The organism is Streptomyces sp. NPDC005962 (assembly GCF_040629205.1).
Classification (GTDB): domain Bacteria; phylum Actinomycetota; class Actinomycetes; order Streptomycetales; family Streptomycetaceae; genus Streptomyces.
On record NZ_JBEXVE010000011.1, the window covers coordinates 171,559 to 187,943 of the forward strand.

At 71.4% G+C, this 16,385-nt stretch carries 16 protein-coding genes; 4 read left to right on the plus strand and 12 right to left on the minus strand.

The window, feature by feature from the left end; genetic code table 11:
- Positions 1-47 precede the first annotated feature (47 nt).
- From cbiE to ABZ370_RS20390, 6 genes are all read right to left on the minus strand, one after another.
- Positions 48-1,301, minus strand: coding sequence for a precorrin-6y C5,15-methyltransferase (decarboxylating) subunit CbiE (cbiE, locus tag ABZ370_RS20365; RefSeq protein WP_358622578.1), 1,254 nt, complete (start codon positions 1,299-1,301; stop codon positions 48-50).
- A 228-nt stretch (positions 1,302-1,529) separates the two neighbouring features.
- Positions 1,530-2,186: a GNAT family N-acetyltransferase gene (locus ABZ370_RS20370; RefSeq protein WP_358622581.1), complete on the minus strand. Its 657-nt coding sequence runs from the start codon at positions 2,184-2,186 to the stop codon at positions 1,530-1,532.
- 200 nt (positions 2,187-2,386) lie between these two features.
- Entirely contained in the window at positions 2,387-3,214 is an 828-nt protein-coding gene (locus ABZ370_RS20375) for a MetQ/NlpA family ABC transporter substrate-binding protein (RefSeq protein WP_358622584.1), read from the minus strand.
- A gap of 27 nt (positions 3,215-3,241) precedes the next feature.
- The gene (locus ABZ370_RS20380; RefSeq protein WP_358622587.1) at positions 3,242-4,054 is read right to left on the minus strand and encodes a methionine ABC transporter permease; all 813 of its coding nucleotides are present in this window, start codon (positions 4,052-4,054) and stop codon (positions 3,242-3,244) included.
- The gene (locus ABZ370_RS20385) at positions 4,051-5,094 is read right to left on the minus strand and encodes an ATP-binding cassette domain-containing protein (protein ID WP_358622589.1); all 1,044 of its coding nucleotides are present in this window, start codon (positions 5,092-5,094) and stop codon (positions 4,051-4,053) included. Before ABZ370_RS20385 ends, ABZ370_RS20380 begins: the two co-directional genes overlap by 4 nt.
- Before the next feature lie 412 nt (positions 5,095-5,506).
- Positions 5,507-6,160 carry an HAD-IA family hydrolase gene (locus tag ABZ370_RS20390; protein WP_358622591.1) on the minus strand — a complete coding sequence of 218 codons (654 nt, stop codon included), beginning with the start codon at positions 6,158-6,160 and terminating at the stop codon, positions 5,507-5,509.
- Between the two features lie 149 nt (positions 6,161-6,309).
- Between ABZ370_RS20390 and ABZ370_RS20395 the strand changes: the two genes are divergently transcribed.
- On the plus strand, positions 6,310-6,678 hold the full coding sequence (locus tag ABZ370_RS20395; protein ID WP_358622593.1) for a hypothetical protein: 369 nt from the start codon (positions 6,310-6,312) through the stop codon (positions 6,676-6,678).
- Entirely contained in the window at positions 6,671-7,096 is a 426-nt protein-coding gene (locus ABZ370_RS20400) for a hypothetical protein (protein ID WP_358622596.1), read from the plus strand. The genes ABZ370_RS20395 and ABZ370_RS20400 overlap by 8 nt, the downstream gene beginning before the upstream one ends.
- A gap of 225 nt (positions 7,097-7,321) precedes the next feature.
- Here ABZ370_RS20400 and ABZ370_RS20405 read toward each other — a convergent pair whose 3' ends face one another.
- The 3 genes from ABZ370_RS20405 to ABZ370_RS20415 form a co-directional block, all read right to left on the minus strand.
- Positions 7,322-7,825 (minus strand): GNAT family N-acetyltransferase, encoded by a 504-nt coding sequence (locus ABZ370_RS20405; protein ID WP_358622598.1) that lies wholly within the window; start codon positions 7,823-7,825, stop codon positions 7,322-7,324.
- A 117-nt stretch (positions 7,826-7,942) separates the two neighbouring features.
- Positions 7,943-8,464: a sigma-70 family RNA polymerase sigma factor gene (locus ABZ370_RS20410; protein WP_358622600.1), complete on the minus strand. Its 522-nt coding sequence runs from the start codon at positions 8,462-8,464 to the stop codon at positions 7,943-7,945.
- Between the two features lie 115 nt (positions 8,465-8,579).
- Complete coding sequence (locus ABZ370_RS20415; RefSeq protein ID WP_358622603.1) at positions 8,580-9,740, minus strand: glycerophosphodiester phosphodiesterase; 1,161 nt, start codon at positions 9,738-9,740, stop codon at positions 8,580-8,582.
- Positions 9,741-10,001: 261 nt separating this feature from the next.
- Between ABZ370_RS20415 and ABZ370_RS20420 the strand changes: the two genes are divergently transcribed.
- Together ABZ370_RS20420 and ABZ370_RS20425 are read left to right on the plus strand one after the other, a co-directional pair.
- Complete coding sequence (locus ABZ370_RS20420; protein ID WP_358622606.1) at positions 10,002-10,676, plus strand: lysophospholipid acyltransferase family protein; 675 nt, start codon at positions 10,002-10,004, stop codon at positions 10,674-10,676.
- Positions 10,677-10,926: 250 nt separating this feature from the next.
- Positions 10,927-11,745: an alpha/beta hydrolase gene (locus ABZ370_RS20425; RefSeq protein ID WP_358622858.1), complete on the plus strand. Its 819-nt coding sequence runs from the start codon at positions 10,927-10,929 to the stop codon at positions 11,743-11,745.
- A gap of 631 nt (positions 11,746-12,376) precedes the next feature.
- Here ABZ370_RS20425 and ABZ370_RS20430 read toward each other — a convergent pair.
- From ABZ370_RS20430 to ABZ370_RS20440, 3 genes are all read right to left on the minus strand, one after another.
- Positions 12,377-13,333, minus strand: a complete 957-nt coding sequence (locus tag ABZ370_RS20430) for an aldo/keto reductase (protein ID WP_358622861.1) — start codon at positions 13,331-13,333, stop codon at positions 12,377-12,379.
- A complete protein-coding gene (gene argH, locus ABZ370_RS20435) occupies positions 13,333-14,763 on the minus strand; it encodes an argininosuccinate lyase (protein ID WP_358622609.1) in 1,431 nt (476 codons plus the stop codon). Before argH ends, ABZ370_RS20430 begins: the two co-directional genes overlap by 1 nt.
- 84 nt (positions 14,764-14,847) lie before the next feature.
- A complete protein-coding gene (locus ABZ370_RS20440; RefSeq protein WP_358622612.1) occupies positions 14,848-16,044 on the minus strand; it encodes an argininosuccinate synthase in 1,197 nt (398 codons plus the stop codon).
- Between the last annotated feature and the right edge of the window lie 341 nt (positions 16,045-16,385).

Sequence of the window (16,385 nt, forward strand, 5' to 3'; positions counted from 1 at the left end):
GGAAGGTCACCGGGGCGAAGCTCGGGGCGAACGTCACAGGGACAAAATCACTGGTGCGGGCGGTGTCCGCAGAGGAGAAAGGCGACCGCGCGTTCGCGTTCGGCCCATACCCGGGTGTCCAACTCGACCGATTGCAGCAGGAGGCACTCGACCGCGTAGCCGCCGTCCTCCAGGGCGGCGCCGACGGCCTCCGCCTCGTCGCGGGTGGCGGCCTGGGTGACGATGCGCTCGGGGCGGCGCGCGGCGCACGCGGCGACGACGGACGCGCCCCCGCCGCCGACGCGGACGACGTCCGGCTCGGGCAAGTCTTCGAGGACCTCGGGCGCGGTGCCGTGGACGACCTGGAGCTGGACGCCGAAGCGGCGGGCGAGGGTTTCGGTGCGCTCACAGGCGTCCGGGTCGCGGTCGACGGCGATGACGGCGGCGCCGAACCCGGCCGTTTCGACGGCGGCGGCGCCGCTGCCCGCGCCGATGTCCCAGACCAGGTCGCCGACGCGGGGGCCGATGCGGGCGAGTTGGAAGGAGCGCAGCTGCTGCGATTCGTTCTCGCCGAGCACGGTCGCGTACGCGGGGGCGGGCAGGGCCCAGCCGCGTACGGAGCCGGGGTAGCCGGGGTCGCGGCCGGCGATCCAGCCGCCGCTCTGGAGGGAGCCGCGGGCGGCGCCGGTGGGGGTGCCGCCGCGGCCGGCGGCGGCGCCGGAGCCGCCGATGACGATGACGACGTTGGGGTCGCGCCAGCTGTGGTCGGCGGCCTTGTCGGAGGTCAGGACGGTGACCTGCTCGCGTTCGGTGCCCAGGGCCTCGCAGATGACGAACGTGCGGTGCACCGGGCCGAGGAGCAGAGCGAGTTCGGCGGGGCCGGCGCCCGGGGAGGTGAGGACGGCGACCTTGGTGTGGGCGCGGCAGACGTTGACGGCGCGCCGCAGATCGCGGCTGTGGGCGACGACGACCTGGGCGTCGTCCCAGGGCATCCCGGCCCGGGCGAAGGCGGCGGCGACGGAGGAGACGGCGGGCACGACCTCGACCTCCAGGCCGTGCTCGGGGGCGCGCAGGGCGCGTACGACGCCGAAGAAGCCGGGGTCGCCGTCGGCCAGGACGACGGCCGAGCCGCGGTGCTGGGCGATGCGACGGGCGGCGAGGTCCACACTGCCGAGCCGGATGCGTTCGGCGCCGGGCGGGATTTCGGGCAGCGCCAGGTGGTGGGCGGCACCGGCCACGAGGGTGGCCGCGCCGAGGGCGGATCGGGCCACGTCCATGAGCGGGGAGCCATCCCAACCGATCACCGTGACGCGGTCGGCCATCGTCGTCTGTCTCCCCAATGTGTCGCAGGTCGGTCACGGGTGGTGCGAGCGGGTCGTGCGCGCGGGCGGTACCGCGTGCCGTGGACGCGCGTATCGCGGCGGTGGGCGGGTCCGGCCCGCAGGGTGCTCAGCCCGGAGAGGTTACCCCGCCTGGTCCGGGCCACCGGACCGGGGGCAGGGGAGGAGGTGGTGCGCCGGGGGCGCATTGGAGGCCCGGCACGCCGGGGTTCAGCGCCAGTCGGTGTACTCGGAATACGTGGGGAAGACGCTGATGCCCTCGACCTCGTCCCGGTGCTCGGGCATGCCCTCCAGGTCCTCGGGCAGCAGACTCCAGACGATGAGGTCGGTGCGGAGATCGGTCCAGCCGCCGTCCTCCATCTGCGTGCGCGCTATGCAGGCGTTGCGGAGCACGCCTTCGCTGATACAGCCGACCTTCTGGGCGACCTGCTGCCCGGCGGTGTTCCCGGCGGCCGTACGCAGCTCCATCCGCTCGAACTTCTGGTCCTGGAACAGCCAGCGGGCGACGGCCAGCACCGCCTCCACGGCATAGCCCTCGCCGCGCGCCCACGGGGCGGTGATATAGCTGATCTCGGTGCCCAGGACCTTCCAGTCGGTGTTGCGCAGATGGACGATTCCGACAAGCCGCTGAGTGAGGAATTCGGCGACCGCGAGGACGATTCCGCGCCCCGTGGTGCGTTCGGCGGGGGCGAGCCGCATCGCCTGGTCGCGTGCGTCGCGGGGGGCGTACGGGTAGGGGGCCCGACTCCAGGTGACGACGAGTTCGTCGTTCATCATGTCCGTGAGCGCGGGCAGGTCCGCTTCCTCGAACGGGCGCAGCACCAGCCGTTCCGTGCTGATGGAGATGTCCGGGAAAGTGGATGTCATGCGCCGCTCCGTAACCGGGGTCGTTTCAAAGTCGTGGCGAGCCTTGGCGAGTCAAGGCGAGTCGTGGCGAAGAGCCCAGCATGCAGCATCGCTCCGGCGAAATGCAGCACGGGGTGCGGAAACGGAAGGCTCCGCATCCGATTATCGCCCGGATGCGGAGCCTTGCGTGTTCGGTCGGTCGTTTTTCAGAATGGTATGTCTCAGAACGACGCGAGTACCGATCCGTCGTACTTGTCCTTGATGAACTTCTTCACCTGCGGAGAGGTGAGGAGCTTGGCGAGCTTCTTGACCCGCGGGTCGTCCTCGTTGCCCTTCTTCACGGCGAGGAAGTTGCCGTAGGGGCTGTTGTCCGGGGACTCCAGGATCAGCGCTTCCTTGGCGGGGTTGAGCTTGGCCTGGATGGCGTAATTGCCGTTGATGACGGCGGCGTCCACATCGTCCAGGGACCTGGGCATCTGGGGCGCCTCCAGCTCCTTGAACTTCAGGTCCTTGGGATTGTCGGCGATGTCCTTGGGGGTGGCCTCGGTGCCGACGCCCTTCTTGAGCTTGATGACGCCGTGGTCGGCCAGCAGCTGGAGCGCCCGGGCCTCGTTCACCGCGTCGTTGGGGACGGCGACGGTGGCGCCCTTCTTGAGGTCGTCGGCCTTCTTCACCTTGTGCGAGTAGAGGCCGAGCGGCTCCAGGTGCACGGTGACCACGGGCACGATGTCGCCGCCGCGCTTCTTCTTGTAGTCGTCGAGGAACGGCTTGTTCTGGAAGTAGTTGGCGTCCACCGAGCCGTCCTGGGTGGCGGGGTTCAGCGAGTTGTAGTCGGTGAACTCCTTGACCTGCAGCTTGAGCCCCGCCTTCTTGGCCAGATGGTCCTTGACGTAGTTCAGTATCTCCGCGTGCGGGACGGGGTTCGCGCCGACGATCAGCGCGCCGTTCTTGTCGGTCTTCTCCGCGGTGGGCGGGGAGCAGGCGGACGCACCGGCGGCGAGTGCGGCGGCGGCGAGCAGGGCGGCGGTGGTTTGGAGGCTGTTACGCACGAAAAGTGCCTTTCGGGGGACGAGGTGTCAGGGAGTCTTGGTCAGCTGGGCGGACTCGCCCGGCTCGGCGGTTCCGGCCGTGGCTGCCGAGTTGGCCGCGTCGGTCGTCGCGGCGGCCCGGGCACCGGCGGTCTTGCCGGTCCGGGAGCGCAGCAGGACCAGCCGGGGCGCGCCCGAGGCGGGGCTGCGGTGGGAGAGGGCGCGGGCCGCGACGTCACCCGCGAACTGGAAGACGGAGATCACCACCGCGAGGATGGCCACGGTGACCCACATCAGCTGGGTCTCGAACCGCTGGTAGCCGTAGCGGACGGCGAGGTCGCCCAGACCGCCCGCGCCGACCGTTCCGGCCATCGCCGAGTAGCCGATGAGCGCGACGATCGTCGTGGTCGCGCTGGAGATCAGCGACGGCAGCGACTCGGGCAGCAGGACCTTGCGTACGACGGTCCAGGTGGAACCGCCCATCGACTGCACGGCCTCCACCAGTCCGCCGTCGACCTCGCGCACCGCGGTCTCCACGAGCCGGGCATAGAAGGGGATGGCGCCGATCGCGAGCGGCACGATCGCGGCCGCGGGGCCGATGGTGGTGCCCACGATCGCGCGGGTGAAGGAGATCAGCGCGACCATGAGGATGATGAACGGCATCGAGCGGGCGATGTTGACGATCTGGCCGACGACCTTGTTCACGACCACGTTCGGCAGCACGCCGCCCCGGTCGGTGAGCACCAGCAGCACGCCGAGCGGCAGTCCGCCGACGATCGCGATGGCCGCCGACCAGCCGACCATCCAGAGCGTCTCCAGACATGCCTGCTGCAACAGTGGCTGCATCTCGGACCAGGTCACTTGGCGCCCTCCTTGAGCACGGCGGTCTGCGTCGCATCCACATCGGCCACGTCGACCTGGAGACCCTGCTCCCGCAGGAAGCCGATCGGCACGACGTTCTCGTCGAAAGGGCCGGGCAGCTCGATGCGCATCCGGCCGACCTGGTTGCCGCCGATGGTGTCCATCGCGGCGCCGAGGATCGAGATGTCGATGTTGTACGTACGGGACAGCTGGGAGATCACCGGCTTGGCCGCGGCCTCGCCCTGGAACGTCACGTCCACGACGGTGCGGTCCGGGCCCGAGGGGGCGCCGCCGACCGGGAACAGCTCCTCGGCCAGCTGGGAGCCGGGGGTGGCGAGCAGGTCGGTGACCTTGCCGGACTCCACGATCCGCCCGCCGCTCATCAGCGCGGCCGAGTCGCAGATCGTCTTGACGACGTCCATCTCGTGCGTGATCAGCAGCACGGTCAGGCCCAGCTGCCGGTTGAGGTCGCGCAGCAGCTGGAGGATCGAGCGGGTGGTCTCGGGGTCGAGCGCGGAGGTCGCCTCGTCCGACAGCAGCACCTTGGGGTCGCCCGCGAGCGCGCGGGCGATGCCGACGCGCTGCTTCTGGCCGCCGGAGAGCTGGGCGGGGTACGCCTTCGCCTTGTCGGCCAGGCCGACCAGGTCCAGCAGCTCCAGGGCCTTGCGGGTGCGCTCCTTGCCGGAGACGCCGAGGATCTCCAGCGGCAGCTCGACGTTGTCGCGCACCGTGCGCGAGGAGAGCAGGTTGAAGTGCTGGAAGACCATGCCGATCCGGCTGCGCGCCTGGCGCAGCGCGGACCCCGCGCGCTGCCCCCGTCCCGCGAGCGCCGTGAGGTCCTGACCGGCCACGGTGACCGTGCCGGACGTGGGGCGCTCCAGGAGGTTGACGCAGCGGATCAGGGTGGACTTCCCGGCGCCGCTCTGACCGACGACGCCGTACACCTCACCCTCGCGGACATGCAGATCGACGCCGTCGAGGGCGGTGACCTCGCGGCCTCGTGAGCGGTAGACCTTTGTCAGGTCCGTAGTGGTGATCACAGGGTTTCCGTCACTGTTGAGTGCAGGGCGGTTGTGCCGCCGGGCACGGTTCATTCCTTACGGAAGCGGCGTGGGCGGGCCGAGGGCGTGCGCCATGTGTGGGCGCGGGCTCGGGGTCCAGGTGACGCGGGGCATGGCGCGGTCCGCGCGCGGGCGCGCGGACAGGACGCGGCGGGTCTCGCTTCGGGGCGCGAGGCTCGGGCGGGGACCCTCAGCGGTCACACATTCGACACCGACAACGAGCACCGGGCGTCATCGTCGCCTCGGTCGCAGGGGTGCGGCAGCTCGTCGTGGTCATGGCCGCCAGTAAACCAGAGACCCTTACGGGCCGATCAAGCATGTCCGCATGACGGACGGAGCAGTCCAGTCCGTGGACAGCGGAGGAGATCGTTCCGGGTTCGGCGGAGTCCGGTCACTCCCCCGCGACGATCTCCACTGCCCCGTCTCCCCCGTCGACGACGCGTGCCGACACGGCCGACAGGTCCTCCACCACGATGTCGGCGTCCAGCTCCGCCCGGCCGGTCGTTGTGGTCAACGCCACCGTCCGCATCCCGGCCGCCCGGGCGGCGGCGAGCCCGGCCGGGGCGTCCTCGAAGACCACGCAGCGGGCCGGGTCGGCGCCCAGCTTCGCGGCGGCCAGCAGGAAGGGCTCGGGGTCCGGCTTGCCGCGGGTGATGTCGTCCGCGGTGATCAGCAGCCCCGGGCGTATCCCGGCCTCGGCGAGGCGCGCCTCGGCCAGTGCGCGGCCCGCGGAGGTCACCACGGCCCAGCGCTCCTCGGGCAGCCCGGCCAGCAGGTCGAGGGTGCCGGGCAGCAGCTTCACCCCGCCCGGGACGTCCTCGACCTCCAGCTCGTCGATGCGGCGGCGGGCCTCCGCGACGCGGTCGGGCGGGAGCAGATCGCCGATGATGTCGGTCGCCGGACGGCCGTGCAGCTCGACCCGCGCGAACGCCTCCGTCACGCCGTACTCCCCGGCCCAGCGGGTCCAGCAGCGGACCACGGACTCCATGGAGGAGACGAGGGTTCCGTCGTTGTCGAACAGCAGCGCGTCAGCGGTGATCCTCATGGGGCGCAGCGTACGTTGCGTGACGCGCCGGTCCGTGAACCGGCCGTCCCGGGGTGCGGGGCCGATCGCAACGCGGTCATTCGGGCCGATTACAGTCGTCCCATGCTTGTCACCCCCTGTGTGCGGGACCGCACCGCGCGGAGGTTCCGTTGTTCGACCTGCTGACCGCCGTACTCGGCGCGGCCGCCCTCGCGCTCGCCGCGTGGTGCGGTTTCGCCGCCTACCGTGACCAGCCCACCAAGGACTGGCACTTCATCGGCATGGCCGTGGTGTCCGTGCTGGCGATCGTCCAGCTGGTCATCGGGATCGTGCGGCTGGCCCAGGGCGACGACCCCCGGCAGGGCGTGGCGATCTTCATCGCGTATCTGATCGGCTCGGCGTGCGCCGTGCCCGTAGCGGCGTTCATGTCGCTGGCGGAGCGGACCCGCTGGGGCTCGGCGACGGTCACGGCGGCGGCCGTGGTGCTGGCGGTGCTGGAGGTACGGCTGTACGACATCTGGGGAGGCGTGGGTGGCTGAGTCGACCGAATCGACGAAATCTGTGCGCACGGGGCTCGGGCAGGGGCCCGGCCGACTGCTGGTGATGCTCTACGGGGTGTTCACGGTGGCCGCGGCGTCCCGCTCGATCTACCAGCTGATCGCCCAGTACGACGAGGCACCGCTGGCCTACATCCTCTCGGCGGTCTCCGCCGTGGTGTACGCCTTCATCACGGTCTCGCTGGTGCGGGGCGGGGAGGGTGCCCGCAAGGCGGCGATGGTGTGCTGCGCGGCGGAGCTCCTGGGCGTCCTCACGGTAGGCACCTGGACCCTCGCCGACCCCTCGGCCTTCCCCGACCAGACGGTGTGGTCGGACTACGGGATGGGCTACCTCTTCATCCCGATCTTCCTGCCCGTGACGGGCCTCATGTGGCTCCGCCGCGCCCGCCAGGCCGGATAGCTCCCCCACTCCGCCCCTCCGATGTGCGGCTCCGCCGCGTGGCAGGGGCTCCGCCCCGGCGGGGGTGCGGGGGCGGAGCCCCCGAAGCGGGGGTCTGGGGGCGCAGCCCCCGGGTTCGGGAAGGGGCGGGGTGGGGCAATCGCAGGGCGGCCACCGCGACGGCGGACGGGCTGGGGGCGCCGGTTGGCGGGCCCCAGCCCGTTCGCTATGGGCTTGCCGGAGGCGTTACGCGCTGGCGGCGAAGGCCACCGCGGCGGCGTCCTTTTCCAGGGTGACCAGGCTCAGGCGGCGGTTGACCTCCTGGGTGGCGACCTGGGCGTAGCCGTACTTGCGGTACAGCCGCAGGTTGCCATCGTTGCGGTGGCCGGTGGCGAGCCGGTAGCGCTTGGCGGCGCGCTCCTCCGCGAGCTGGGCCTCGATCGCCGCGAGCAGGCGCCCGCCGAGACCGTGGCGCTGCATCCGCGGGTGGACGATGAGCTTGCCGATGGCGGCCGTGCCCTTGTCGTCGACGGCGGCCCGGACGGAGCCGACGACCTCCTCGCCGAGCCGGGCCACCAGCACACAGCTCTGGCCCAGTTCGGCGCGCAGGTCGTCGAGCGTCTGCGTCAGCGGCTCGATGGAGTAGTCACCGTAGAGCTCGGCCTCGCCCTGGTAACACAGGTACTGCAGCTTGAGGATCTGCTCGGCGTCGTCCGCGGTCGCCGCGGAGATGGTCACGCTCATGCCCATGTGCGCATGCCTCCCCTTTGTTCGGTCCACCGGCCGCCTGAGGGTAGGGGCGACCGGGGTTCATTGCCTGGATGGAGCCGGGCGCATGGTTGCGGCCGCCTCCTGGGCGCCGATTGTCTAACGCTCCTTTCCCCACGGTTCAGGAGCCGCAACCTCCGCCGTGAGCATTCTGCGCAGGCAACCCAGACATCGGGAACGTACCGGGCCCAGACTGCCCTGTGAGATAGCCAACTCGGCCGCGATCTCGCGATATGTCAGGTCGGACCGGGACAGCATCGCCCCGAGCAGTCTCGGGCAGCGGCCGGGCAGTCGGCGCACCGCGGCGCGCAGCGCGCGCCCGGTCTCGGCGGTGAGCGCGGCGTGCTCGGCGGGGCGGGGTTCGGGGCCGCTCGGCGGGCCGTCGCCGACCGGGTCGTACGGGACCTCACGGCGTGCCCGGCGCCGGGCCCCGCGCACCTCGGCCCGGACCGCGCGGCGCAGCCAGCGCGCGGGCTGGGGCGGCGGGCCGCTGTCCCGGGTGCGCTCCAGCAGCCGCAGCCAGACGGCCTGCTCCAGCTCGGCGGGCTCGACCCCCGCGCCGTACGCCTCGGCCGCCGCTTCGGCGGCGAGCAGCGGACGCAGTTGCTCCACAAGGTCCATGCCGGGCGGGACGTGGCGGGCTCGGCACCCGGTTGCCGGAGGGCGGGTCTCTCACCCGACCGGGGAGGCGGTGGGCCGCGCCTTGACGCACACGGCGCGGCCCACCGGTCCCTGACTACTTGCGGAACTCCGCCGCCGCGAGGAGGGCGGTGTCCGGGTTGTCGGAGAAGAGCCCGTCGATGCCGGTGGCGAAGTACGCCTTGAAGACGCCGAAGGAGTCCCCGTACGCGTTGGGGTCGCTGCCACGGCGGTAGTCGGTCGGCAGGAAGGTGTTCTCGTTGCGCACGGTGTACGGGTGCAGGACGAGCCCGGCCGCGTGCGCGTCCTTGACCACGCTGGTCGGGGTACCGAGCTTGCCGTCGGACGTACGCGGGATGATCACCGTCAGGTCGGGGCCGATGCCCTGCGCGTAGGTCGCGATCCACTTCAGGCCCTCGGGCTTGACGAGGTCCGCGACCGTACGCGGGTCGTTCGCCTCGACGAAGTCCCACGGGCGGCTGGTCAGGGTCGACAGCAGCACGACCGACGGGGTGTCGACCAGCTTGCGCAGCCGCTGGATGCTGCTCGGCTCGAAGGACTGGAGGAAGAGCGCCGCGTCCTTCTTGTGGCGCCCGTACTTACGGAGCAGCTTGGCGACCCGCTCCTCCAGCCCGAGGCCGAGCTTGCGGAAGTAGGTGGGGTGCTTGGTCTCGACGTACAGCCAGACCTTGCGGCCCCGCTTGTGGCCCTCGCGCTCGGCCCACTGGAGGACCTCCTCGAAGGTGGGCACCTCCCAGTGGCCGTCGTAGAGCGTGTTGTGCTGGCGGTTGCCGGGGATGCGCTCCTTGGCGCGCAGCGTCTTCAGCTCGGCGAGCGTGAAGTCCTCGGTGAACCAGCCGGTCAGCTTGGCGCCGTCGACCGTCTTGGTGGTCTTGCGGTCGGCGAACTCCGGGTGGGCGGAGACGTCGGTGGTGGCCGTGATGTCGTTCTCGTGACGGCACACCAGCTGCCCGTCCTTGGTGGGGACGAGGTCCTGCTCGACGATGTCCGCGCCCATGTCCAGCGCGAGCTGGTACGAGCCGAGCGTGTGCTCGGGGCGGTAGCCGGAGGCGCCCCGGTGGCCGATCACGGTCGGCACCGGCAGCCCGTGCACGGGCCCGGGCTTCCCCGCGGTACCCGCCTCCGCGGCGGCCGCCGTGCCCGCGCCGCCGCCCAGGGCCACCGCTCCCGCGCCGAGGGCCGCGGCCCCCAGAAGGGCGCGCCGCCCGGGCTGTTGCTCGCGCTGTTCGGGCTCCATGAGCACTCCTCGTTCTGGTGTCCAGCACCGTCAATTCCTGTCAGAGAACGGGCTGATGGTAGGGGGGTGTGCCTTATCTGCGGGAGACCTGCGGCGAAACGCGTGGGAAACGGGTGTCAACACTGCGTATCAGGTGGGTGAACCCGGTGTGCGAGGCGACATGACCGGCGAGTATCGTCCTCAACGGCGTTTCTGTGCGGCACCGGGTTGACGGACCGTACGGCGAGACGCCCCCGACCTTGACCCCGACCGGAGGGCCCGTTGTCCCGTTTCGTGTTCCTGAAGGCAGTACTCGGTCCGCTGATGCGCCTGATGTTCCGTCCACGGGTCGAGGGCGCGGAGCGCATTCCCGGCTCCGGTCCGGTGATCCTCGCCGGGAATCACCTCACCTTCATCGACTCCGTGATCCTGCCCCTCGTCTGTGACCGTCAGGTCTTCTTCATCGGCAAGGACGAGTACGTGACCGGCAAGGGCCTCAAGGGCCGTCTGATGGCCTGGTTCTTCACCGGCGTCGGCATGATCCCGGTCGACCGGGACGGCGGACGCGGCGGCGTCGCCGCGCTGATGACCGGCCGCCGGGTGCTGGAGGAGGGCAAGGTCTTCGGCATCTACCCCGAGGGCACCCGCTCCCCCGACGGCCGCCTCTACCGCGGCCGCACCGGTATCGCCCGGCTCACCCTGATGACCGGCGCTCCGGTGGTGCCGTTCGCGATGATCGGCACCGACCGGCTCCAGCCGGGCGGCAAGGGGCTGCCGCGGCCCGGGCGGGTGGCGGTGCGGTTCGGTGAACCGCTGGAGTTCACCCGCTACGAGGGCATGGACCGCGACCGCTATGTGCTGCGGGCGGTGACCGACGAGGTCATGAGCGAGGTCATGCGGCTGTCCGGGCAGGAGTACGTGGACATCTACGCGACGAAGGCGAAGGCGGCGGCCTGAGCCGGGCGACGGTCCTGAGCCGGGTGATGAGCCTGAGCCGGGCGATGAGCCTGAGCCGGGCGATGCGTCTGGGCCCGGTGTTGAGCCTGAGGCGGGCGACGCGCCCGAGGCGGGCGGGAGCTGACATCGAAGTGTCAGTTTCCGCCCCCCTTCGCACCGTTCCGGTCACTGTCCTATCACCGTCGGTAGGGCTCCCCCGTGCACTGGTCTCGCCCCCGGGACGGCCACTACCGTGCCGCGAGTGACGACAATGACCGTGCCCTCCCCCGACTTCGTGTCCCTCCGCGGTCGCCGGTTCGCCCTCACCGACTTCGGCGGACCGGGAACCCCGGTCCTCGCCCTCCACGGCCACTTCGGCCGCGGCCGGATGTACGCGCCGCTGGCCGCCGCCCTGGCCCCCGCGTACCGGGTGATAGCGCTCGACCAGCGGGGACACGGGCTGACCGGGGGTGGCGGGCCGTTCACCCTGGACGAGTACGTCGCCGACGCCGCCGCCCTGCTGCACGAGCTGCGCCGCCCCGGTCCGGTGCCGGTCGTCGCCCATTCCACGGGCGCGGTCGCCGCGTACGCCCTCGCCGCGCGCCACCCGGAGCTGGTGAGCGCCCTCGTCGTCGAGGACATCGGCGCCGTGACGGACCGTCCGGTGGTCTCCCACCCCGTGCTCGACGTCTCCGGCTGGCCGACCTGGGCCGCCGACCGGGAGACGCTGCGCGACCAGATCGAGTCCCGTGGCATCCACGACGCCTCGTACTTCCTCGACAGCGCCGAGCGGGACCGGGCGACCGGCGGCTGGCGGCTGCTGTTCGAACCGGCCCACATGATGGCGTCGCAGGAGGCGATGCGGGGCGATTTCTGGGCCGAGTGGCTGAACTCCACGTGTCCGGCGCTGCTGATGCACGGCGAACACAGCTCCCTGCTGCCGCCCGGGCACGCCCGGGAGATGGCGCGGCGGCGGCCGCGCACCACGCTGCGGGAGTTCGCCGGGTGCGGGCACTGGATTCACGACGACGCGCCGAAGGAGTACGCCTGGGCGGTAGCCCGTTTCCTGGACTCGCTACCCGACGCCTGACGGCTCCGCCGGGGTCTATCCCCCACCCCGCCCCTTCCCGAACCGGTGCTCCGCCCCGGCCCCCGCTCCTCAATCGCCGGAGGGGCTGAAAGACACGGCTCCTGTCCCCGGGACCCCCGCTGGGCGCGGGGTGGGGCGTTGCCCCTTGCCGTTTCGTCGCCGGGTGCGGCCCGGTGGCCGGGTTGTGCCCACCCGTTCCTCCCCCAGCTACCGCTGGGAGGTGCCCCCCGGCGGAACGATTGCCCACAACCGGGTCGATGCGGCCCCCGGGGGCGTACGCCCACCTTTCAGCCCGTCGGGCGGTTGGGGATGCCGCCCGGTTTCCTGGTGTGGGTCCGCCGCCTGGCCTCCGGGCGGTGGGGCACGGTGTGGGGCCCTGGCGTGGGCGTGCCATCTGACCCCTTCGGTGGCCTGGTGTGGGGGCGCCGCCCGGCGCGTATCGGAGGTTGGGGCGGACGTGCCCCACATCCAGCCTCTCCGGCGTTTGAGGAGCGGGGGTGCAGGGGGCGGAGCCCCCGCAGCGGGGCCGGGGCGGGCGTGCCCCAACTCCAGCCCCTCCGGCGCTTGAGGAGCGGGGCCCGGGGCAGAGCCCCGGTTTCGGGAAGGGGCGGGGTGGGGGACTAGACCCCGGTCAGGACCAGGGCAGGGACGACCGCGTCCGCCAGTACGCCTCCGGGGGCTCCGCCAGGTCTTCCAGCTCCGGGAGGTGGACGTCCGCCGCAGCCAGGTTCGAGCGAAGCTGAGCCACCGTCGCCGCACCCGACAGCGCAACCGTCACCCACGGCTGCCGAAGAACCGCCGCCAAGGCGATCGCGTCCACCGGAGCACCCACCTCGGCAGCGACACGCCCCAGCGCCGCACTATCGACCAGACGGCCATTCGCCATGGCTTCCTTGACGATCACGGTCCGCCCCGCCCCATGCGCCTCCGCCAGCGCCGCCCCGGCCGACGGCTCCAGCAGGTTGTACGTGCTCTGGACCGTACGGAACAGCGGCTGCCCGTCGGCCTCGACCTCCAGCGCGGCGCGGATCGCCTCCCCCTGCGCGGGACCGCTGGTGGAGATGCCGACCGTCACCCCCTCCGCCGCGAGCCGGGCCAGCCGGGCGTGGAGGGCGGGATCGGTGAGCGCGGGAGACTCGGGCGTCACGGAGTGGATCTGGTAGAGGTCCAGGTGGTCGCCAAGGAGAGCGCGGGTTTCCTCCCGCTGACGCTCGTACGTCGCGACGCCGTGGTCCTTGACCTCGTGAGCGTCGGCGTCCATTCGCCAGTCGGCCACATACGTGTAGCCCCACTTGCTGCCGACCACCACCTCCCGCGCCGCCTCCGGCCGCTCCCGCAGCCAGTCGGCGAGGAACTCCTCGGCCCGCCCGTAGGAGCGGGCCGCGTCCAGGTAGCGCACCCCCGCCGCGTACGCGGCGTCCAGCAGCTCGTGCGAACGGCGCCGCATCGCGTCGACGGTGCGGTCGGCCGGGAGGTCACGGTCGCGGCCGAGGTTGATGTAGCCGGGGCGGCCGACCGCGGCCAGGCCGAGCCCGATCCGGGACACCGGCGTGGCGGCGGCAGCACCCACAAGACGGTCGACGGACATCAGCGCTTCGCGTCCGCCCACGCCCGCTGCGCCGCGAGGTCCGTCTTGACCTCGGCCAGCTGCGCGGCGACGGCCGACGGGGCGGTCCCGCCGCGCCCGTCGCGCGAGGCCAGCGCGCCCGGGACGTTCAGCACGCTCCGCACCTCGGGCGTCAGATGCGGGGAGATCTTCGCGAACTGCTCATCGGTGAGCTCGTCCAGCTCGATCCCCGTCAGCTCGCACTCCTTGACGCACGCGCCCGCGACCTCGTGCGCCACCCGGAACGGCACGCCCTGCCGGACCAGCCACTCGGCGATGTCGGTGGCCAGCGAGAACCCGGCGGGGGCCAGCTCCTCCATCCGCTCCCGGTTGACGGTCAGCGTGGCCATCATCCCGGTGAAGGCGGGCAGCAGGACCTCCAGCTGGTCGCAGGAGTCGAAGACCGGCTCCTTGTCCTCCTGCAGATCGCGGTTGTACGCGAGCGGCAGGGCCTTGAGCGTGGCCAGCAGCCCGGTGAGGTTGCCGATGAGACGGCCGGACTTGCCCCGGGCCAGCTCGGCGATGTCCGGGTTCTTCTTCTGCGGCATGATCGACGAGCCGGTGGAGAAGGCGTCGTGGAGGGTCACGAAGGAGAACTCCTTCGTGTTCCAGATGATGATCTCCTCGGCGATCCGCGACAGATCGATGCCGATCATCGCGGTGATGAAGCCGAACTCGGCGGCGAAGTCACGGGCCGCCGTGCCGTCGAGCGAGTTGGCGACCGAGCCGTGCTCGAAGCCCAGGTCGGCGGCGACGGCCTGCGGGTCGAGGCCCAGCGAGGACCCGGCCAGCGCGCCCGATCCGTACGGCGAGACGGCCGTCCGCTCGTCCCACTGCCGCAGCCGCTCCGCGTTCCGGGACATCGCCTGGACGTGGGCGAGGACGTGGTGGGCGAAGAGCACCGGCTGGGCGTGCTGGAGGTGGGTGCGGCCGGGCATCGCGACGTCCGGGTGCGCCTCGGCGAGCCCGACCAGGGCCTCCTGGAGGTCGGCGATCAGGCCGCCGAGGACCCGGGCGTGGTCGCGCAGGTACATCCGGAAGAGGGTGGCGATCTGGTCGTTCCGGGACCGCCCGGCGCGCAGCTTGCCGCCGAGGTCGGGGCCGAGCCGCTCCAGCAGGCCGCGCTCCAGCGCGGTGTGCACGTCCTCGTCGGCGATGGTGCCGGTGAAGTCGCCGGAGGCGACGTCGGCCTCCAGCAGGTCGAGCCCGGCGAGCATCCGCTCCAGCTCGTCTGCGGTCAGCAGATCGGCCGCGTGGAGCACCCGGGCGTGGGCACGGGAACCGGCAATGTCGTACGGCGCCAGGCGCCAGTCGAAGTGCACCGAAGCGCTGAGCTTCTCCAGTGCCTCGGCGGGCCCGTCGGCGAAGCGGCCGCCCCAGAGCCGGACGTCGCCGCTGTTGCCGTTGCTCACGCTGTTGCTCCTCAAGGCTGTGGGTGTACGACCGCCTCCCCACCGGACGGCGGGAAGGCGGCGTGGTGACGTCTCGTACGCAGGTTACTGCTGCAGGTCCCGCTTCGCGGCGATCTTGCTGGACATCCCGAACAGCTCGATGAAGCCCTTGGACAGCGACTGGTCGAACGTGTCGCCCGTGTCGTAGGTCGCCAGGTTGAAGTCGTACAGCGACTGCTCCGACTTCCGGCCGGTGACGACGGCCCGGCCGCCGTGCAGCGTCATCCGGACATCGCCGGAGACGTGCTCGTTCGCCTCGGAGATGAAGCCGTCCAGGGCCCGCTTGAGCGGCGAGAACCACAGACCGTCGTAGACCAGCTCGCTCCACCGCTGCTCGACCTGCCGCTTGTAGCGGGCCAGCTCACGCTCGACGGTGACGCTCTCCAGCTCCTGGTGGGCGGTGATCAGCGCGATGGCACCGGGGGCCTCGTAGATCTCCCGCGACTTGATGCCGACGAGCCGGTCCTCGACCATGTCGATCCGCCCGATGCCCTGCGCCCCGGCCCGCTCGTTGAGCTGCTGGATGGCCTGGAGGACGGTCACCGGCTTGCCGTCGATGGCAACCGGGATGCCTGCCTTGAAGCTGATGACGACCTCGTCGGCGTCCCGCTGGGTGGCCGGGTTCGAGGTGTACTCGTACACGTCCTCGATCGGCGCGTTCCAGATGTCCTCCAGGAAGCCCGTCTCGACGGCCCGCCCGAAGACGTTCTGGTCGATCGAGTAGGGGGACTTCTTGGTGGTCGCGATCGGCAGGCTCTTCGCCTCGCAGAAGGCGATGGCCTTGTCCCGCGTCATCGCGTAGTCCCGGACCGGGGCGATGCACTTCAGGTCGGGCGCGAGGGAGGAGATGCCCGCCTCGAACCGCACCTGGTCGTTGCCCTTGCCGGTGCAGCCGTGGGCGACGGTCGTGGCGCCGTGCTTCCGGGCGGCCGCGACGAGGTGCTTGACGATGGTGGGCCGGGAGAGCGCCGAGACCAGCGGGTAGCGGTCCATGTACAGCGCGTTCGCCTTGATCGCCGGGAGGCAGTACTCGTCGGCGAACTCGTCCTTGGCGTCCGCGACCTCCGCCTCGACCGCCCCACAGGCGAGCGCGCGCTTACGGATGACATCCAGGTCCTCGCCGCCCTGGCCGACATCCACGGCAACGGCGATGACCTCGGCGCCCGTCTCCTCGGCGATCCAGCCGATGGCGACGGAGGTGTCCAGGCCGCCCGAATAGGCGAGTACGACGCGCTCGGTCACGGGTTTCTCCTTACGATCCATGCACTGACTGGCATAAGTATGCACTGGCCCGTATGTTTCGTCAACGCGACCGGAAGAGGGAGGTCGGCGGGCGGCGCTATGGTGTGGTTTGTGAGTATTCAGGACGACTTCCTCAGTCGGACGGCTGAGTTCGTCCCAGGGCCCAGCGACAGGGGAGCCACCCTGTGGGGTGTGTGACATGCCGCTATCGGCGTAATAGTCGGGTTGGACTGTTCGGGCGGGGCAATCTGGGCGAGCCGCAGCTCCGCGGGGCCATCGCCGACCGCACCACGCACACCGTCTGACCAGACCGCCCCCGGCACGGATCTCGGCGGCCGGAC